General features: G+C 56.2%; 22 protein-coding genes. 14 read left to right on the forward strand and 8 right to left on the reverse strand.

The features are described 5' to 3' along the window. Window positions 1-121: 121 nt before the first annotated feature. The 3 genes from BW686_RS16540 (at window position 122) to BW686_RS16555 (ending at window position 2,147) form a co-directional block, all read left to right on the forward strand. On the forward strand, window positions 122-832 hold the full coding sequence (locus BW686_RS16540; protein ID WP_084918657.1) for a tRNA-uridine aminocarboxypropyltransferase: 711 nt from the start codon (window positions 122-124) through the stop codon (window positions 830-832). 218 nt (window positions 833-1,050) lie between these two features. Then, window positions 1,051-1,698, forward strand: a complete 648-nt coding sequence (gene erdR / locus BW686_RS16550; RefSeq protein WP_084918658.1) for a response regulator transcription factor ErdR — start codon at window positions 1,051-1,053, stop codon at window positions 1,696-1,698. A gap of 83 nt (window positions 1,699-1,781) precedes the next feature. After that, a complete protein-coding gene (locus tag BW686_RS16555; protein ID WP_084918659.1) occupies window positions 1,782-2,147 on the forward strand; it encodes a diacylglycerol kinase in 366 nt (121 codons plus the stop codon). Between the two features lie 6 nt (window positions 2,148-2,153). Here the strand turns inward: BW686_RS16555 and BW686_RS16560 are convergent, their stop codons facing one another. Beyond that, window positions 2,154-3,080, reverse strand: coding sequence for a LysR family transcriptional regulator (locus BW686_RS16560; RefSeq protein WP_084918660.1), 927 nt, complete (start codon window positions 3,078-3,080; stop codon window positions 2,154-2,156). 122 nt (window positions 3,081-3,202) lie between these two features. Here BW686_RS16560 and fpr point away from each other — a divergent pair, with 122 nt between their 5' ends. Then, entirely contained in the window at window positions 3,203-3,982 is a 780-nt protein-coding gene (gene fpr, locus BW686_RS16565; protein ID WP_002554680.1) for a ferredoxin-NADP reductase, read from the forward strand. A gap of 49 nt (window positions 3,983-4,031) precedes the next feature. Here the strand turns inward: fpr and tsaA are convergent, their stop codons facing one another. The 5 genes from tsaA to rimO form a co-directional block, all read right to left on the reverse strand. Then, window positions 4,032-4,739: a tRNA (N6-threonylcarbamoyladenosine(37)-N6)-methyltransferase TrmO gene (gene tsaA, locus BW686_RS16570; RefSeq protein WP_084918727.1), complete on the reverse strand. Its 708-nt coding sequence runs from the start codon at window positions 4,737-4,739 to the stop codon at window positions 4,032-4,034. 13 nt (window positions 4,740-4,752) lie between these two features. Continuing rightward, entirely contained in the window at window positions 4,753-5,214 is a 462-nt protein-coding gene (locus BW686_RS16575; RefSeq protein ID WP_084918661.1) for a DUF1456 family protein, read from the reverse strand. 79 nt (window positions 5,215-5,293) lie between these two features. Then, the gene (locus tag BW686_RS16580; protein WP_084918728.1) at window positions 5,294-6,004 is read right to left on the reverse strand and encodes an rRNA pseudouridine synthase; all 711 of its coding nucleotides are present in this window, start codon (window positions 6,002-6,004) and stop codon (window positions 5,294-5,296) included. Between the two features lie 93 nt (window positions 6,005-6,097). Beyond that, window positions 6,098-6,538 carry a GNAT family N-acetyltransferase gene (locus tag BW686_RS16585; RefSeq protein ID WP_084918662.1) on the reverse strand — a complete coding sequence of 147 codons (441 nt, stop codon included), beginning with the start codon at window positions 6,536-6,538 and terminating at the stop codon, window positions 6,098-6,100. 98 nt (window positions 6,539-6,636) lie between these two features. Continuing rightward, complete coding sequence (rimO, locus tag BW686_RS16590; RefSeq protein WP_084918729.1) at window positions 6,637-7,968, reverse strand: 30S ribosomal protein S12 methylthiotransferase RimO; 1,332 nt, start codon at window positions 7,966-7,968, stop codon at window positions 6,637-6,639. Window positions 7,969-8,002: 34 nt separating this feature from the next. Between rimO and BW686_RS16595 the strand changes: the two genes are divergently transcribed. The 7 genes from BW686_RS16595 to BW686_RS16625 all read left to right on the forward strand — a co-directional run bounded on the left by BW686_RS16595 (window position 8,003) and on the right by BW686_RS16625 (window position 12,606). Next, window positions 8,003-9,622 carry a recombinase family protein gene (locus tag BW686_RS16595; RefSeq protein WP_084918663.1) on the forward strand — a complete coding sequence of 540 codons (1,620 nt, stop codon included), beginning with the start codon at window positions 8,003-8,005 and terminating at the stop codon, window positions 9,620-9,622. Window positions 9,623-9,685: 63 nt separating this feature from the next. Continuing rightward, entirely contained in the window at window positions 9,686-9,943 is a 258-nt protein-coding gene (locus tag BW686_RS27540; RefSeq protein WP_005743459.1) for a DUF1654 domain-containing protein, read from the forward strand. 117 nt (window positions 9,944-10,060) lie between these two features. Further along, window positions 10,061-10,636, forward strand: a complete 576-nt coding sequence (locus tag BW686_RS16605; RefSeq protein ID WP_084918664.1) for a hypothetical protein — start codon at window positions 10,061-10,063, stop codon at window positions 10,634-10,636. 10 nt (window positions 10,637-10,646) lie between these two features. Continuing rightward, a complete protein-coding gene (locus tag BW686_RS26870; protein ID WP_084918665.1) occupies window positions 10,647-11,723 on the forward strand; it encodes a hypothetical protein in 1,077 nt (358 codons plus the stop codon). 10 nt (window positions 11,724-11,733) lie between these two features. Then, the gene (locus BW686_RS16615) at window positions 11,734-11,952 is read left to right on the forward strand and encodes a hypothetical protein (RefSeq protein WP_024643233.1); all 219 of its coding nucleotides are present in this window, start codon (window positions 11,734-11,736) and stop codon (window positions 11,950-11,952) included. Beyond that, window positions 11,952-12,224 (forward strand): hypothetical protein, encoded by a 273-nt coding sequence (locus tag BW686_RS16620; protein ID WP_080267206.1) that lies wholly within the window; start codon window positions 11,952-11,954, stop codon window positions 12,222-12,224. Before BW686_RS16615 ends, BW686_RS16620 begins: the two co-directional genes overlap by 1 nt. Before the next feature lie 22 nt (window positions 12,225-12,246). Beyond that, window positions 12,247-12,606 carry a hypothetical protein gene (locus BW686_RS16625; RefSeq protein WP_143514196.1) on the forward strand — a complete coding sequence of 120 codons (360 nt, stop codon included), beginning with the start codon at window positions 12,247-12,249 and terminating at the stop codon, window positions 12,604-12,606. Window positions 12,607-12,672: 66 nt separating this feature from the next. Here BW686_RS16625 and BW686_RS16630 read toward each other — a convergent pair whose 3' ends face one another. Then, window positions 12,673-13,512 carry a S24 family peptidase gene (locus BW686_RS16630; protein WP_084918667.1) on the reverse strand — a complete coding sequence of 280 codons (840 nt, stop codon included), beginning with the start codon at window positions 13,510-13,512 and terminating at the stop codon, window positions 12,673-12,675. 27 nt (window positions 13,513-13,539) lie between these two features. Here BW686_RS16630 and BW686_RS16635 point away from each other — a divergent pair, with 27 nt between their 5' ends. From BW686_RS16635 to BW686_RS16645, 3 genes are read left to right on the forward strand one after another with little or no spacing between them, the layout of a single operon-like run. Next, entirely contained in the window at window positions 13,540-13,764 is a 225-nt protein-coding gene (locus tag BW686_RS16635) for a Cro/CI family transcriptional regulator (RefSeq protein ID WP_084918668.1), read from the forward strand. Continuing rightward, window positions 13,761-14,384: a hypothetical protein gene (locus tag BW686_RS16640; RefSeq protein ID WP_024643230.1), complete on the forward strand. Its 624-nt coding sequence runs from the start codon at window positions 13,761-13,763 to the stop codon at window positions 14,382-14,384. The genes BW686_RS16635 and BW686_RS16640 overlap by 4 nt, the downstream gene beginning before the upstream one ends. Before the next feature lie 5 nt (window positions 14,385-14,389). Then, on the forward strand, window positions 14,390-15,280 hold the full coding sequence (locus BW686_RS16645) for a hypothetical protein (protein ID WP_256963981.1): 891 nt from the start codon (window positions 14,390-14,392) through the stop codon (window positions 15,278-15,280). A gap of 653 nt (window positions 15,281-15,933) precedes the next feature. Here the strand turns inward: BW686_RS16645 and BW686_RS16650 are convergent. Then, window positions 15,934-16,203, reverse strand: a complete 270-nt coding sequence (locus BW686_RS16650; protein WP_005743470.1) for an ogr/Delta-like zinc finger family protein — start codon at window positions 16,201-16,203, stop codon at window positions 15,934-15,936. Window positions 16,204-16,239: the final 36 nt, after the last annotated feature.

The following is a 16,239-nucleotide window of genomic DNA, read 5'->3' on the forward strand; positions in this document are numbered from 1 at the left end:
GTCTTACAGCGGCCTAGGCCGAAAGCAGGTTCGAGCGCTGGCGCTCTGATAAACTGCGCGCACTTTATCCCTGCCGAGTCTCTGTGGTGTCGATGTATTTTCCCCGTTGGCGTGCCCTGCGATGAGCCATGCCGTTTCTCGTTTGCGCGACGAGCGTCTGGCGCGCAGCACCAAGCCCTTCATTGCCCGAGGGTCGCGGGCGCCGCGCTGTCCGGGTTGCAGGGTCATTTCCAGCTATTGCCTGTGTGAATGGCGGCCTACTGTCGCCGCCGAATCGGGCATGTGTCTGCTGATGTACGACACCGAACCGTTGAAGCCGACCAACACCGGCTGGCTCATCGCCGATGTCATCAAGGACACCTACGCCTTTGGCTGGTCGCGTGTGGATATTGACGAGCAATTGCTGGCCCTGCTGGATGACCCGCAATGGCAGCCGTACATCGTCTTTCCTGGCGAATTCGTCGCCAGCGAGCGGGTCGTGACTCGGGTATCAACGCCAGACGGCAAGCGCCCGTTGTTCATTTTGCTGGATGCCACCTGGACCGAAGCGCGCAAGATGTTTCGCAAAAGCCCTTATCTGGAGCGGTTTCCGGTATTGAGCCTCGAGCCTGAGCAGATCTCGCGTTATCGCTTGCGCCGGTCCCGGCGTGATGATCATTTCTGCACCGCGGAAGTGGCAGCCCTGTGCCTGGAACTGGCCGAGGATGTCAGCGCCAGTGGTGTGCTGGACGCCTACCTGGATGTATTCAGCGCTCACTACCTCGGCGCCAAGTTTCAGCGCCCGATAGATCCGGACGACGCAGCGCACACGCATTTGAAGGCTTTCATTTGAAGGCTGTTCTGCCGAGCAGCAGCACGGGAGGCCATGCGTTGGGCCGATTGCCATCTTTGTATCAGGTCGACGGCGCTTCGCGCTTGACCGTCATGGTGTTGCTGGGCATGCTTGGCGCCGCCTGGAAGCCGATTCATCGGGTCTGGTGCTGCATTTGCCGCCAGCCTTGCTGAGCGGCCGCTTTTGTCGGCCACTCACTATAAAAACAGGATCATTACATGACCTACGACATCCTGATCGCTGATGATCACCCCCTGTTTCGCAGTGCGCTGCGTCAGGCGCTGACCATCGGCCTGGGGCCTGAAGCAAGGCTGGTCGAGGCAGAAAGCATTGCACAGCTCGAGTCTCGTCTTGACGAGAAGGGCGACTGGGATCTGGTGCTGCTGGACCTGAACATGCCGGGAGCCTACGGTTTCTCCGGCCTGGTCCTGTTGCGTGGCCAGTACCCGCAGATACCGGTGGTGATGGTCTCGGCTCAGGAAGAAGCATCAATCGTGGTGCGCTCCAGGGAGTTCGGGGCCAGTGGGTTTATCCCTAAATCCAGTTCGCTCGAAGTCATTCAGCAGGCGGTCAGAACCGTGCTGGATGGTGACGTCTGGTGGCCGCCGCAGATCAACGAGGTGATCAGTGTTTCCGACGAAGCGAAAGCGGCCAGTGCCGGCCTCGCCAGCCTGACGCCGCAGCAGTTTCGCGTATTGACGATGGTGTGCGAAGGCTTGTTGAACAAGCAGATCGCCTCAGAACTCAGCGTGTCCGAGGCGACTATCAAAGCCCACGTCACAGCGATTTTCCGCAAGCTGGGCGTTCGTACGCGCACACAGGCGGCATTGCTGTTACAGCAGCTTGAATCCATCTCATCCAGCTAGCGTTGTTCAGGTAGCAAGCATTCACGCTTTTTTGACCTGTATTGCCTTAGCTTTCCTCATCTTTTTTACACAGCAGTCTTTCTATGTCGCCCTTTAAAGGCCAGACCGGCCTGAAACGTATCCTCAATGCCGCAGGTTATTCCATCGACGGTATGTCCGCTGCCTTCAAAGGCGAAGCCGCATTCCGTCAATTGGTCCTGCTCAATGTCGTGCTGGTCCCGCTGTCGTTCTTCCTGAATGTGAGCAAGGGTGAGCATGCCTTGCTGGTTGCCGTGTGCCTGCTGGCGCTGATCGTGGAGTTGCTCAACTCGGCGGTCGAGGCGGCCATCGACCGTATCTCGCTGGACCTGCACCCGTTGTCCAAGAACGCCAAGGACATGGGCAGTGCCGCCCAGTTCGTCGCGCTGAGCATGATTGCGCTGGTGTGGGGCATCGTTCTGCTGGGCTGATCCTGATCAGTACAGGCTTGGCAGCACGATCTCATCGCTGCGCTGTACCCCGGCGGTGAAGGCGCGGCACAGTTCGAGAAATTCGCGCATGGCGGAAGTCTGGTACTTCTGCTTGTGCCAGATGAAATAGAACTGGCGCGACAGGTCCAGCTCGGGTGTGGCCAGTTCGACAAGATTGCCGCGACGAAATGCGTCCCGCAACGCCAGTCGGGAAATGCATCCGATGCCCAGCCCCGATTCGACCGCCCGTTTGATGGCTTCGGTGTGCTCCAGCTCCAGTCGGACATTCAGCCCGTTGCGGTGATGGCGCAGAGCCTGATCGAAAGTCAGGCGTGTGCCGGAACCCTGTTCGCGCAGGATCCAGGCTTCATGCGTCAGCTCTTCCAGGGTGACATGGTCGCGCTTTGCCAGTGGGTGCTGAGGCGCGCAGAACACCACCAGTTCGTCTTCGACCCAGGATTGCACCTCGATGTCCGGGTGGCTGCAATCGCCCTCGATCAGCCCCAGGTCGATTTCGTAGTGGGCCACCTGTTGCACGATATGCGCGGTGTTCTGTACGTGCAGCTTGACCTGACTTTCCGGGTGCCGCTGCATGTAACCGCCGATCAGCAGCGTCGCCAGGTAGTTGCCGATGGTCAGGGTGGCGCCGACGGCCAGCGAGCCAAAACCTGATTTACCGTTGAGCAGGTCCTCGATTTCCTTGGCCTGATCCAGCAGTGCAACCGCCTGCGGCAACAGCTGCCTGCCGGTGGCATTAAGGCTGAGTCGCTTGCCGGCGCGATCAAACAGCTGGCAACTGGACTGGCGTTCCAGTTCGGTGATGGACGTGCTGGCAGCCGACTGCGAAAGCGACAGCAACACGGCTGCTTTGGACACGCTTTCCTGCCGGGCCACGGCGACGAACACTTGAAGCTGACGGAGAGTAAATCGCATATCTATATAACCGATAACCTATATCTTGATAATTCATTTAACAGATATTCTGTCTGCCACTAGAATGTCGCGCAATAGCGCAGTGCCCTGCGCGCACTATTTTTTCAGGAGTCTTCACGTACATGAGCAACATGAACCACGAGCGTGTCCTCAGCGTCCACCACTGGAATGACACCCTCTTCAGTTTCAAGTGTACCCGCGACCCTGGTTTGCGTTTCGAGAACGGTCAGTTCGTCATGATCGGCCTGCAGCAGCCAAACGGTCGCCCGCTCATGCGCGCCTACTCGATTGCCAGCCCGAACTGGGAAGAGCATCTGGAGTTCTTCAGCATCAAGGTGCCGGACGGTCCGCTGACCTCCCAGTTGCAGCACCTGAAGGAAGGCGATGAAATCATCATCAGCAAAAAGCCTACGGGTACGCTGGTGCTGGACGACCTCAAGCCGGGCAAACATCTTTACCTGCTGAGCACCGGCACCGGTCTGGCGCCGTTCATGAGCGTCATACAGGACCCCGAAACCTACGAGCGTTTCGAGAAGGTCATTCTCTGTCACGGCGTGCGCTACGTGAATGAAGTCGCCTACCGCGAATTCATCACCGAACATCTGCCGCAGAACGAGTTCTTCGGTGAAGCGCTGCGTGACAAACTGATCTACTACCCTACGGTCACCCGCGAGCCTTTTGAAAACGAAGGTCGCCTGACTGACCTGATGCGCAGCGGCAAGCTGTTCAGCGACATCGGTCTGCCGCCGATCAACCCTCAGGACGATCGCGCTATGTTGTGCGGTAGCCCGAGCATGCTCGACGAGACCAGCGAAGTGCTCAACAGCTTCGGCCTGACGGTGTCGCCACGTATGCGCGAGCCAGGCGATTATCTGATCGAACGTGCATTTGTTGAGAAGTAAATCGGTCTGACAAGACCCGCCTCTTCCTTGACCGGAGCAGGCGGGTTTTTTATGGCGCGGAGTTTGTCGCGGGCACCACTTCAAGGACGCAGATGACGCCTGCCTGCGGGTAGTGCCAGCGCACGTCAAGGTCCCAGAACTGAGCGCCATAGCGGCGTTCCGGCGCAGGCAACTGATAGGCCGGGCGCGGGTCCTGAGCCAGACATTGCTCGATCAGCTCGACCAGTGGCTCGTCAAGGCGCAAAGCGTGCTCACGGGCCTGCACGAGCGCAGCGTCCTGCCACTGCACCGGTATCAACGCTGGCGCGGCACTGGCCATGTGGTTGCTGGCCTCGGCAATGGCATCGGCGTAGGGCACGTAAGGTTTTATATCCAGAACCGGTGTGCCATCCAGCAAGTCGATGCCCGACAGCCATAGGCGTCCGGCTTCGACCTTGTCCAGCTTGACCACCGATTGCCCGATGCCGTTCGGGCGATGGGTTGCACGGGTGGCGAACACCCCCATCGACTGATTGCCGCCGAGGCGGGGCGGGCGTACTTTCAGGCGCGGTTTGTCTTCCAGTGCCAGGTGGAACAGAAACAGTAACCAGACATGGCTGACCTGTTCCAGCCCCTGGACGGCGTCGCCCTGATCGAAAGGCGCGACCAGCTCCAATACGCCTCGTGCTGCCGGCGCCAGTTGTGGCTGGCGTGGAATGGCGAATTTCTCCTTGAAACAGGAGCGCACGAAGCCGACAGGGGTGACGTTGTAGCTCATGGTGTCAGCCGCTTCAGCCGCGAACACGCAAGGTCAGGCCCTTGAGGAAGTTGCGCAGCAGCTGATCGCCGCACGCGCGGTAGTTGGTGTGGCCGACCTTGCGAAACAACGCGCTCAGCTCGGGCTTGGACACCGGAAACTCTGCGGATTTGAGGATGGCATGCATGTCGTCTTCTTTCAGTTCGAAGGCCACGCGCAGCTTTTTCAGGACGATGTTGTTGGTAATCGGCAGATCGATTGGCTGTGGCGGGCGGCTTTCGTCCTTGCCGCGCTTGAAGTAAACCAGCCCATCCAGAAAATGCGCCATGATTTCATCGCTGCAATCCAGATAGCCTTCTTCTTCCTCTTTCTTCATGAAAGCGATGACATCGCTTTTCGACACTTCAAAACCGGTCAGGCCGATGATCTCGACAATCTTGCTGTCGCTGATATCGAGCATGTAGCGCACGCTGCGCAGTACGTCGTTGTTCATCATGAGGCGTGTTTCCTGGTAAGTCGTATGGCGGCGCATGACGGTGGTCATGCGCGCTGTAATAAGGCTGGGGGCGAGAGGATTAAAACTTTTCCTTGGTCGTCATGTAACGCCACTGGCCCTCGGGCAATTTGCCCATGGACACGCCGCCGATGCGGATGCGGCGAATGGCGACGATTTTCAGGCCAACGGCTTCGCACAGTTGGGCAATGATGCCGGGCTGCGGGTTTTTCATCGCGAAGCGCAGGCGGTTCTCGTTCTGCCAGCTGGCTTTTACGGCTGGCAGCTCCTTGCCCTTGTAGGTCAGGCCGTGGTTGAGGCGATTCAGGCCGTGGGCAACCATTTCGCCCGAGATTTCCACCACGTATTCCTGTTCGATCTTGCTGCGGTCGTCGGTCAGTTTGCGCAGGATTTTCCAGTCCTGGCTGAACACCATCAGGCCGCTGGCATTGGCTTGCAGGCTGGAAATGGCTTCAAGGCGCATGAAGTGGCCTTTGAGCGGGCGTTTGCTGTAGCTGTGCTCTTCGGAAAGGGTGCCCGGCGTGATCATCTGCAAGGCGCTTTCTGCACTTGCCGAGGCAGGCGTGTGAAAGATGATCGTGACCGGCTCCGGAGAATCGGCCTTGGCGTCCGGGCTCAGTTCGATCTTCTGGGTGCTGACCTTGAAGTGTGGTTCTTCGATAACGACGCCATCCACCGTGACCCAGCCACCCTCGATAAACAGTTCGGCCTCCCGGCGGGAGCAACCGACCAGCTCGATAAGGCGTTTGGAAAGGCGAATGGGGTCTGTCATGACAAAAAAGCCGTTTGATAAGTTGAAAGGCGCCATTGTAACCGCCAAAGGCCGGTTAATCGCGGCAACATTGCAATTGCGCTGCAATCGGCATCAGCCGTGGTTCATCAGACGCATTCTGAGCATGGGATAAGGCTGGCCGAGACCGTCGACTTCCGAGCGACTGACCACCTGAAATCCGTGCCTGCAATAGAAACCGAAGGCCTTGGGATTCTGCTCGTTCACATCCAGCTCGGTGATGCCGAAATGGCCGACGGCATGCTGCAACAACTGCGTGCCCAGACCTTGATTGCGGTATTCCGGCGCGATAAACAGCATGTCCAGCCGGCCTCGGTTCACGCCCGCGAAGCCGGTGATGTTTTGCGCGTCGTTGCGGGTGCAGAACAGCGTCACGCTGTCCAGGTACTGCGTGAGCAGGCCCTTGAGCCGGACGACGTAAGCGTCTGGCATGAAGTCGTGGGTGGCGCGTACCGAGCGCTCCCACACCTCTATCATTTCCGGATAATCCTTTATGTCGGGTGCATACAACTGCATCTCGCCATCCTCCGTTCAGCCAGTCGTTCATAGACAACGCCGACAGACAAAAAAGCCCTGCCAGTTGAAGGGCAGGGCTTTTTGATGACGCGTTGCCCTTAGAGCATTTCGGCCCACAAGTCGTATTCGTCTGCATCGGTGACGCGGCACATGATCTTGTCGCCGGGCTGAACGTTGCTGCCGTCTTCGAGACCAATGAACACGTTGCCATCGATTTCCGGGGCATCGAAGAAGCAGCGGCCGACGGCGCCGCGATCATCGACTTCGTCAATCAGCACTTCGATTTCCTTGCCGATCTTCATTTGCAGGCGAGCCGCGCTGATTGCCTGTTGGTGCGCCATGAAGCGATCCCAGCGATCCTGCTTGATGTCATCCGGCACAATGGCGGCGTCCAGCAAATTAGCAGGAGCGCCTTCCACCGGCGAGTACTGGAAGCAGCCGACGCGGTCCAGCTGGGCTTCAGTCAGCCAGTCCAGCAGGTACTGGAAGTCCTCTTCGGTTTCGCCGGGGAAGCCCACGATAAAGGTCGAGCGAATGATCAGGTCGGGGCACTGTTCGCGCCAGTTCTTGATACGCGCCAGGGTCTTGTCTTCAAAGGCCGGACGCTTCATCAGCTTGAGGATCTTCGGGCTGGCGTGCTGGAAGGGGATGTCCAGGTACGGCAGGATCTTGCCAGCCGCCATCAGCGGGATCAGTTCATCGACGTGCGGGTAAGGGTAGACGTAGTGCAGACGAACCCACACCCCCATCGACCCCAGTGCCTGACACAGCTCGGTCATCCGGGTCTTGACCGGCTGACCGTCCCAGAAACCGGTGCGGTATTTGACATCGACGCCGTACGCGCTGGTGTCTTGTGAAATCACCAGCAATTCCTTCACGCCGGATTTGACCAGACGCTTGGCTTCGTCCAGCACATCACCCACCGGACGGCTGACCAGCTTGCCGCGCATCGATGGGATGATGCAGAAGCTGCAACTGTGGTTGCAGCCTTCGGAAATCTTCAGGTACGCATAATGACGCGGGGTCAGCTTGACGCCTTGCGGCGGCACCAGATCGATCAGCGGGTTGTGATCCTTACGAGGCGGCACGACGTCGTGTACGGCATTGACCACTTGCTCGTACTGCTGCGGGCCGGTCACCGACAGGACACTCGGGTGTACATTCCGGATGACGCTCGCATCGACGCCCATGCAGCCGGTGACGATGACCTTGCCGTTTTCCTTGATCGCTTCGCCGATCACTTCCAGCGACTCGGCCTTGGCCGTGTCGATGAAGCCACAGGTGTTGACCACGACCACGTCGGCGTCTTCATAGGTTGCAACGACTTCGTAACCTTCCATGCGCAGTTGGGTCAGGATGCGTTCGGAATCAACGAGCGCCTTCGGGCACCCTAACGATATCATTCCTACACGCGGGGCTTTTGCTGTCATCATAGGATGATCCTCATCAGGGCTTATATTTTTAATGGCTAAAATTGGCGCGCGAGTATACAGCTATTTACGCTTCTCAGACCCACGACAGGGGTCCGGTGGCAGTGCCGATCGTCAGCTGCTCTATGCGCAGCGGTGGGCAGCAGACAAGGGCCTGGAACTTGACGAGTCCTTATCCATGCGGGATGAAGGTTTGTCAGCCTACCACCAAAGGCATGTCACGCAGGGGGCACTGGGCGTTTTTCTCAGAGCTATTGAGGACGGGCGTATTGCATCCGGATCTGTCCTGGTCGTTGAAGGCTTGGACCGTCTTAGTCGAGCAGAGCCTATTCAGGCCCAAGCTCAGCTTGCGCAGATTATCAATGCCGGCATTACTGTCGTGACCGCTAGTGACGGGAAAGAGTACAACCGTGCCGGGTTAAAAGCTCAACCAATGGACCTGGTCTACTCGCTCCTCGTTATGATCCGAGCGCATGAAGAGTCCGACACGAAGAGCAAGCGAGTGAAAGCCTCGATCCTTCGGCTATGCCAAGCCTGGCAGTCCGGTACCTATCGAGGACTGATCCGGAACGGGAAGGATCCTCAATGGCTTAGGTGGACGGGCAGTGCCTGGGAAATGATCCCCGAGCGCGTGCTTGCCGTTCGTCGCGCCTTAGCTTTGTATCAAGAAGGTATGGGCGCGGCGCGTGCAACGAAGATATTGCACGCGGAAGGGCTGGACTATTCAGCTGGTGGTATATCGAAGCAGCAGATCTATCGATTGATCAAGCTCCAAGCACTAAGGGGCGCGAAATGCCTATCCGTTGATGGTGAGGATTTCATACTGGAGGATTACTACCCCCGGTTGCTTTCCGAATCAGAATGGGCAGACCTGCAGCATCTTGCTGGCCAACGACTGCGTCGCCGTGGGCACGGCGAGATCCCTGGGATCATCACAGGGATCGGCCTTACCTATTGTGGTTATTGCGGCACGGCACTGGTGGGTCAGAACATGATGACTCGGCAGAGAGCCGATGGAACAATTGCTGATGGTCATCGAAGACTTCACTGCGTTTCATATGGTGTGAATGGTGGTTGCACTGCCGGTGGCTCTTGCAGCGTGGTGCCAGTCGAGAGGGCTTTGCTTACGTTCTGCTCCGATCAGCTCAATCTGCAACGATTGCTGAAAGTAGGAGATGACGGGCAAGGGATTCGCCAACAACTTGCCGTCGCCCGATCAACTGCCGAAAAGCTTTCTGTTCAACTTGGCAGAATTACAGACGCTCTCCTTGCTGACGACAGCGGTACTGCGCCGACAGCGTTCATCCGAAGGGCACGAGAGCTTGAAGCAGAGCAGGCCGAGGCTCATAAGAAGGTGCAGCAACTGGAATATGAGCTGGCCACCGTCTCTGGATCCGGTAAGCCTGCCCAAGCCGAGAGGTGGGTAGAGCTGGCAGAGCTGGTCCGCAGTGGGGACTATTCGGCCAGGGAAAAGGTACGGCAGCTGGTAATGGATACGTTTGAAAGGATCGTTGTGTTTATGCGCGGCATGAGCGCAGAAGACAGGTCTGGCAGATTCATCGATGTTCAACTGCTGTCTCGTACAGGCCAGCAAAGGCTGCTGCAGATCAATCGCAAGACAGGCGCATGGGTGGCCAGCGAGGATTGGGACTGAGGGTTGCGTGCATAGTTTTTGCGAATATACTGTATGTTCATACAGTTATGACTAGGAGTCTTTATGCTGCAGGAAGTCCCTATAGGTGTCGCACCTCAGTCGTTCACGCCTTACCAAAGCCTGATAAGTCGCATTCACCGACAGATCAACAGCTCGGCTGCGCAGAGCACGCGACACACCACTATAGCCAGGCAGCCTGACGAAAGTGCTTCAGACTGGGACGTGTTCCTGGAGCAGTTAGAGCTTGAGGAAAGCGTGCGTGTCACCAGAATCGCCCGTGGGGTAGCGCGATTGATGTGGACCAACCAGCACCCAGCATGATGTTTACCGCAGGTTAATTTAAATAACCTGCGGTATTGATTTATTTCGTTACCTGAGGTTAATCTACGCCTATGAGTTCAGCGCCTGGCGCTGCACCGATCTAAGCGGAGATTAACGATGCACCTCGTAACCCTGTCCCCCGATGCAAGGAACCACCTCGTAGGCCAGTTGGCTAACAGCCAACACCGCAGGTCAGGGTTCCTCTGCGCTTTTCCGCTTGATGACGTCAGCGAACAGGTCGTGGTGGATGTTGCCCAGCTCATGGTTGTGCCTGGTGTAGCCGAATGGCACATCTGGATGGCCATGGCTGGTCGAACTTCAACCGTTGCGATTTCGTACAGCGGTGCAACGCCAGAGCGTTTCACTCAAGTCATTGAGGATCACGTCAATTCGTACTTTAAAACCTCACCAGGTGTAAGCGTAATCTTGCATGCCCGATGCGACCTTGAGTGGACGATTAGGATAGCTGTGGTCATGAAACAGGGTACTTACCTAATACCTTCCGTGGAGCTGGCCGACCTTTACTTGGTTATCGATGGGGTTCTTGAAGGTCGCAAGCGTCCGAATTTTAAATTTGTGCTGAACGGGGTCTCGCTTACCCTTCCACTGCATCTTCCAGAGTCGACTGATCTCGCCTTCGAGTTACTAATGGCTTGTGCCAAAGAATTCATTAGCAACTACAAGAACGCTTGAGGGTAGCTGAATGATTAGCTTACAAAATGAACAAGCGCGATTCGTTAATTGGGTCGTGGCATTGATCGCCGTTTTGTTGTCAAGTGTAACTGCTATGTCCGTTGGGATGGCGATGTTTACACTGATCGATAATTTGTTAATGGCTATGGTTTTCGCAGGCGCTGCAGTTGTTCTGGATCTCTATAAGTACCTTGCTTGGCCTTTGGCGATTGGGGCGTGGATTCATGGTAAAAAGATAACCGCTGTATTAATGGTCATGTCTGCCATAACTCTGGGCGCGATTTCTGCTTGGGCGACATATGATCGAATGTACAGCTCAGTAACTGCAAGTCATTCACGATATGTATCAGCACAAATCAAAGTATCCCAGCTCAAGAGCCAGCAAGCTGCAGAGCTTGATCGTTTAAAACTGGTTGACGCCGAGACTCGTTCAATGAGTGAGCAAGCCAGACTGTTGAGGGAGCGAGGAATGGTTACCAAAGCACAAGACCTTGATGCGCTTGCAATCTCATCTGCTATTGATCAAAGGCAGCGGATTCTCGATAGCGTGGCCGCAATTGCGAGAGAAGTATCTGATCAGCAGAGTTATCCTGTCCCGTCTGCTAGTTTACCAGCACTACTTTTGACTATGGTCTGCGCAGGCTTCGCATTGGCTCTAGAAATTGTACCGGCTCTCCTTGGAGCCGTATTGCGCCCAGGGAACAAAGATGACAATGGTAACGGCGGTGTTGCTGAGTCAACACGAATGCCGTGCCTTGGAGAGTCGGGTGTGGCAACAGAGCCGCCAGCTTTGGCAACGGCCGCCATTGCTGAGCCAGTAACCCTAGCAACTGGTCTAGAAGCGCGGATAACGTTGCCGGTTGCTATGACAACGGGCCAGCAACAGGACCTATTTGGAACTGACGATCCTCGTCTCATGCAGACGTTGATCAGCATGACCCAATCAACGAAGCCAGGAACACCTATTAAGGTTCGGGATTTTACCGCAGCTGCAAAGGTTGGAAACAGGCGGACTATCAAGTTGTTTCATGCAGCCATGGAAGTTGGCTTGTTGAAAAGAACTAGCGTTGGCTATGTGGCCGCATAAGGAATATGACATGACTCTCAAGATTAATATAACTGAACCTAACACTTTGAAGCTCTTGCTGGACAGTATAGAAGGGTATCGCGGTGCCAATGAGGCACTAGATGAAGCTGTCGAAAAGGAAAATTGGGGGGCGATCAGCGTGGTGCAGGGCTTGCGCACAATGCATGCAAGCACCATTGCTCTTATTGTCAACCAATATGCAGATTCTCAATCGGGAGAGGCACACTAATGATCGGTATTCCTAAGACGGGTATGTTGGCAAAGGGCTGTGTCAGTGCCAATGTCACTACCGGGTACAAGCTGACCACAAGCGACGGACGGCCTGCACGTCTAGCGATAATCGATGATGATGGAAATGTTGTCGAAGCTGGTGAAGAAGTCGCCAAAGAGGTATGGAATGTTGCAATTGCAGTCATGAAGAATTTCAGGATCGGCAAAGGCCATATCGTTGTTCACAGTTCTCCACCAGGCAGCACCGTTGATCTGAAGCAAAGTCTTTAATTGTGAGGGGAGGTAGGTACCCATGGTAAATGAATCGCAGTCTATTCCCGCTGTGTCGGCTGATATGAAATCTTTAGAGATATTGAAGCGCCATAAACCTATCGCAGTTGTTCTGGACGCGTTCGATATTGATGCTTTGGAAAGGCAGATACGGGCCGAGACCGAGTGGTGGAGCGTCATGGCTACTGAGAGTTATCCAGATCAAATGCAAGATATTCTCAAGGCGCAAAAAACAGTCGAAACGAGAAATGACGTTGTAGTGAAGCGACTGTTGTGGCTGCTCAAGCCCTTAGCAATCGGGCCACTTGCGGAGGCTATTTCGGGTAGGGCTGAGGCGATTAGGCAATTCAGTGAAAAAGCAGAAAACGATTCCAATCGATGATAACGCGCTGCAAAGCCAACTCGCTTAGAAGCGGGACGGGCAGTAAGAGGATGCGGTATCCGGAACCTACATGCCCGTTACCTTGGCATCTATCGCTCTGCCAATGATCTCCCAGTCACCCTCTACCTGCACGGTCTGGTAAGCCTGGTTCAGCGGCACCAGGTAACCGACCCCGGCGTCCAAGATGTACTGCTTGAAGGTCGTTTCGCCGGTAACTGTGTGCCGGGCTACGTAGAACTTTCCGCTGATGATATCGAAACCCTCAGGTCTGACCAGAATGGGCGTGCCTTCCGGGAATGTGGGAGGGGTATCCGATGTCATCGACTTTCCCTTAACGCGCAACCAGTATCCACTTGGCCCCGCGTTCTCGGTTGAGCTAAGCCACTCATCAGATATCCCTAAGGGATACGAACCTGCCGATTCGATGCCAGCGCCTGCGTCCACCCACGTGATTAATGGGTACTCCCTAGCCTCTCTCCGAGGCTGCACCATCGGGGTCACGTTGCTGTGATCCGTGGTAGCCGCCAGATCTGCAATCTCAGCGGCCAGTCGCGGACTAAATCGATCAACCGGCTCTCCCAAAAGCCTGGCAAGTGCAGATGCAAATTTTACGTTCAGTGCATTGACGCCGCTGAGGTAGTGCGCGACTGCAGCGGGACTGACTCCGATCTCGTCGGCAATCTTCCTCTTATTGAGCTTCAGCTCGTTTTTCTTCGACAGGTACAGCTCGTTGGCCGCTTGGCATTCGGCGAGGAGCTTAGGGGGGAGTGGGGGCTTCTTGGTCATAGGGCGCAATGATAAACCGGAGGTTAATCGAAAAAGATTACCTGCGGGTTCGTCATTGCTGACATTTAGGATACCTGAGGTTACTTTTATCTTGTCTATTGGATTACCTGCGGTTAACATTTGGGCGTCCAGTCAGAGAGTTCTGCCATGAATCAAATCCCATTGCCCGATCTAGTCGCCCAGATCGGTCAGGCATCGGTTGCTGAAGCATTCGGTATCAGCCCTGCAGCAGTGCATAAAGCGATTCGTTTGGGCCGTAAGATCATGGTCACAGTCCACGATGACGGTTCGTACTCCGCGCACGAGCAGCGCCCGTTCCCGCATCACAAAGCAGTGACCGTGATGCAGGCTAAAGCCGGCAGGCTCGTATGACTATGTCCAACTCCGGACAGTCATTGGTCTCGCGTGATCAGGTTCTGGTGGCCCACGCCGCAGACATGATTGCGCGTACCGGTTTTAGCCAGGACGACTTCGCGCAGTCCTTGAGCGTGCAACTGCATTGCCTGGTCCCAGATAAAGCAGTGGGGAAGGATGTTCCCGACTTCACCTTGCTCGCCCAGGGCAACGACACCGTCGCTTTCTTGAAAGCCTCCGGAGCCTGGCTGCGTAGGGTAGGCCGTTGGTTGAGCGGAGAGGTCGATCTTCCGAGCTGGATTGAAGAATCATGGGTTCTTTCTCTGGACGCTGATCATCAAGAGCGATGCATCAACGAGCTGGCCAGCCGACATGGTCTTACGGGGGCGCGTGAACTGAACGGTGATGGCAATCCTGTCGGTGTATTCGGGCAATTGGTGGCTCGCCTGGGGGCAACAGTGCAACTCGGCAGCGAGATCCTCGAGGACGGTCGGATTGACATCGATGACCTCGAAAAACTACCTGAGTTTGTCGACCGGCTGCGAGCTGTAGAGGCTCGTTGCAGTGAGCTGCGTTCTCGTGCTCAGACAGTTATTGACGACCGTCCAGGCGTCACCTTGCTTCATCAGGTGAATTAGCGTCTGTGACAGTTCTCGATAAGGACATCCACTCACGTAATCTAAAGGCCGGCCCCGGAAAGGGCCGGCCTACTGCCACGCCTCGCGACAAAAAAGACCCTCACGCCGCACTCCATGCGCCAGTGCGTCCCCCTCGTTTCCGAGAAAGGCGGAATCTAACGGCTGATCAGCTGAAAATTCCTCTTGTGCGCATGGCGTTCTCCAGGCTCAGCCAGATCCCAGATCTGCGTGGGAAGTACCTGCGGAGCCTCGACACGATCCATGGTAGCCGTCGCACGCGTTCAGAGCCCTTTGTTGCGCTTTCTAAGGTCGCTGAACAATTGTTGTTGCGCCTGGACCTTGCAACAGGTGTATTGGGTTGGCTCGACGTAGAGCGCGGACAGTTCTTTCTCAACACCCAGTGCGGTGTTGCCGAGGACAGTGATATTTCGCCAGCGTCACTTAACCGGCTTATCCGTGGGCTTGAGATCGCAGGCCTCGTCTACCGACGGATCGAGAAGGTTCGGCTCGATGAGAAAGATAACGCAGGCTTGAACCTGGTTCGTACTCGATGCCTGATCCGGTTTACTGAAAAGTTCTTCAGTGAACTCGGCTGCCGGTACCTTTGGCACAAGGCCAAGAAGGCAGCGATCAAGAAGCGTGAGCGCCAGTTACGCGAGGTTGGTGCCCTTCGTGCGGTCCGACAGGAAAAAGCGTCTATTGAGACCCTACGGCGGGAAACGTCGAGGCGTAATTGGCAGCAGAGTGAGGCGCGCAAGGCGTCTCCAGACGCTCAGGCTGCCCCTAGCTCGAACAGCCAGCACCGACCGCCATTAACGCCTGGCGGCGGGTCTGAAGGCCCTGACGACGCCTTAGCCCGCCTGCTGCGAAGTGTCCAGGTCAAGAAAGACACATAACCCCCGCACATATCGCGCCCCATGCGAGGCCAGGTCACGCCTGGTGTCTGAAAAACTCCATCTCCCAACCTGACTTCCCTTTAACGTACCGGCAGAACGCCACGTTTGCGTCCGTTTTCTGTCGCCATTTTTCGGCTGCGCCGGCGGAATTCGCCCTGGCCCAGGAAGCATTTGAATTAAATGGAATTTTAAACCCCCTACAGCACCCCCGTTGGGTAAAGAAAGAGGCTTCCGGAGTCGTTTGGGGTATCGCGTGTTGGGTACATTATTATGCCTTCGCCCAAGGGCTCAGCTCGCTGCGCTCAGCTTTCCAGAGGATCGCGGGCTACGCGCCCGCCTAGCGGCAGGGCAGTGCCCTGCACCCATCGCTGGCACTTCGGCACAAGGTGCCGAAGGTCCACCGGACCAAGATCGGTAATTGGGCGCGCCGAGGCGACATCGAAATATCGAGAGAGGCGCACGCGGGCTGAACGCTTGGGTGCTCTTCAGAGTTCTGGGTAAGGTTTTGTCGGACAACCGGCCGCTGCGCGGGTTCCGCCGCGCCGGATTTTTTTCAGTCAAGGGGGATTGTGTTGGCGGCTTATATGCCTGCGGAGCAGGCATGGCGGCGGATGTTATTGCGAGGGTAGCCTTGGGTAGGCGAGGGAGTGCGGTTACACAGACGCAGTTCTGTCCAAGCTGGCGAGAATTTCCTGCTGACGCTCGACAGGCATGTCCCGCAGTCGATCGAACAATGCTGATTCCAGCGTCCCTACTTTACGAGCAGATTCCCTCAGCGTATGTGAATACACAAGATTTGCGACCCAAGTATGGCCGCAAGTTGCGTCCAAGCATTGGCAATACAACTTCACATATTGGCACGTCACTTCCTCTCTTGAGCCGATCCGGCCCTTGTGACCGCACGATGTGCATTTGATCCTCATAAGTCCCTCTCCCAAGGTAATAAACTATGGCGTCAT

The organism is Pseudomonas syringae, from assembly GCF_002157375.1.
Taxonomy (GTDB): Bacteria; Pseudomonadota; Gammaproteobacteria; order Pseudomonadales; family Pseudomonadaceae; genus Aquipseudomonas; species Aquipseudomonas syringae_T.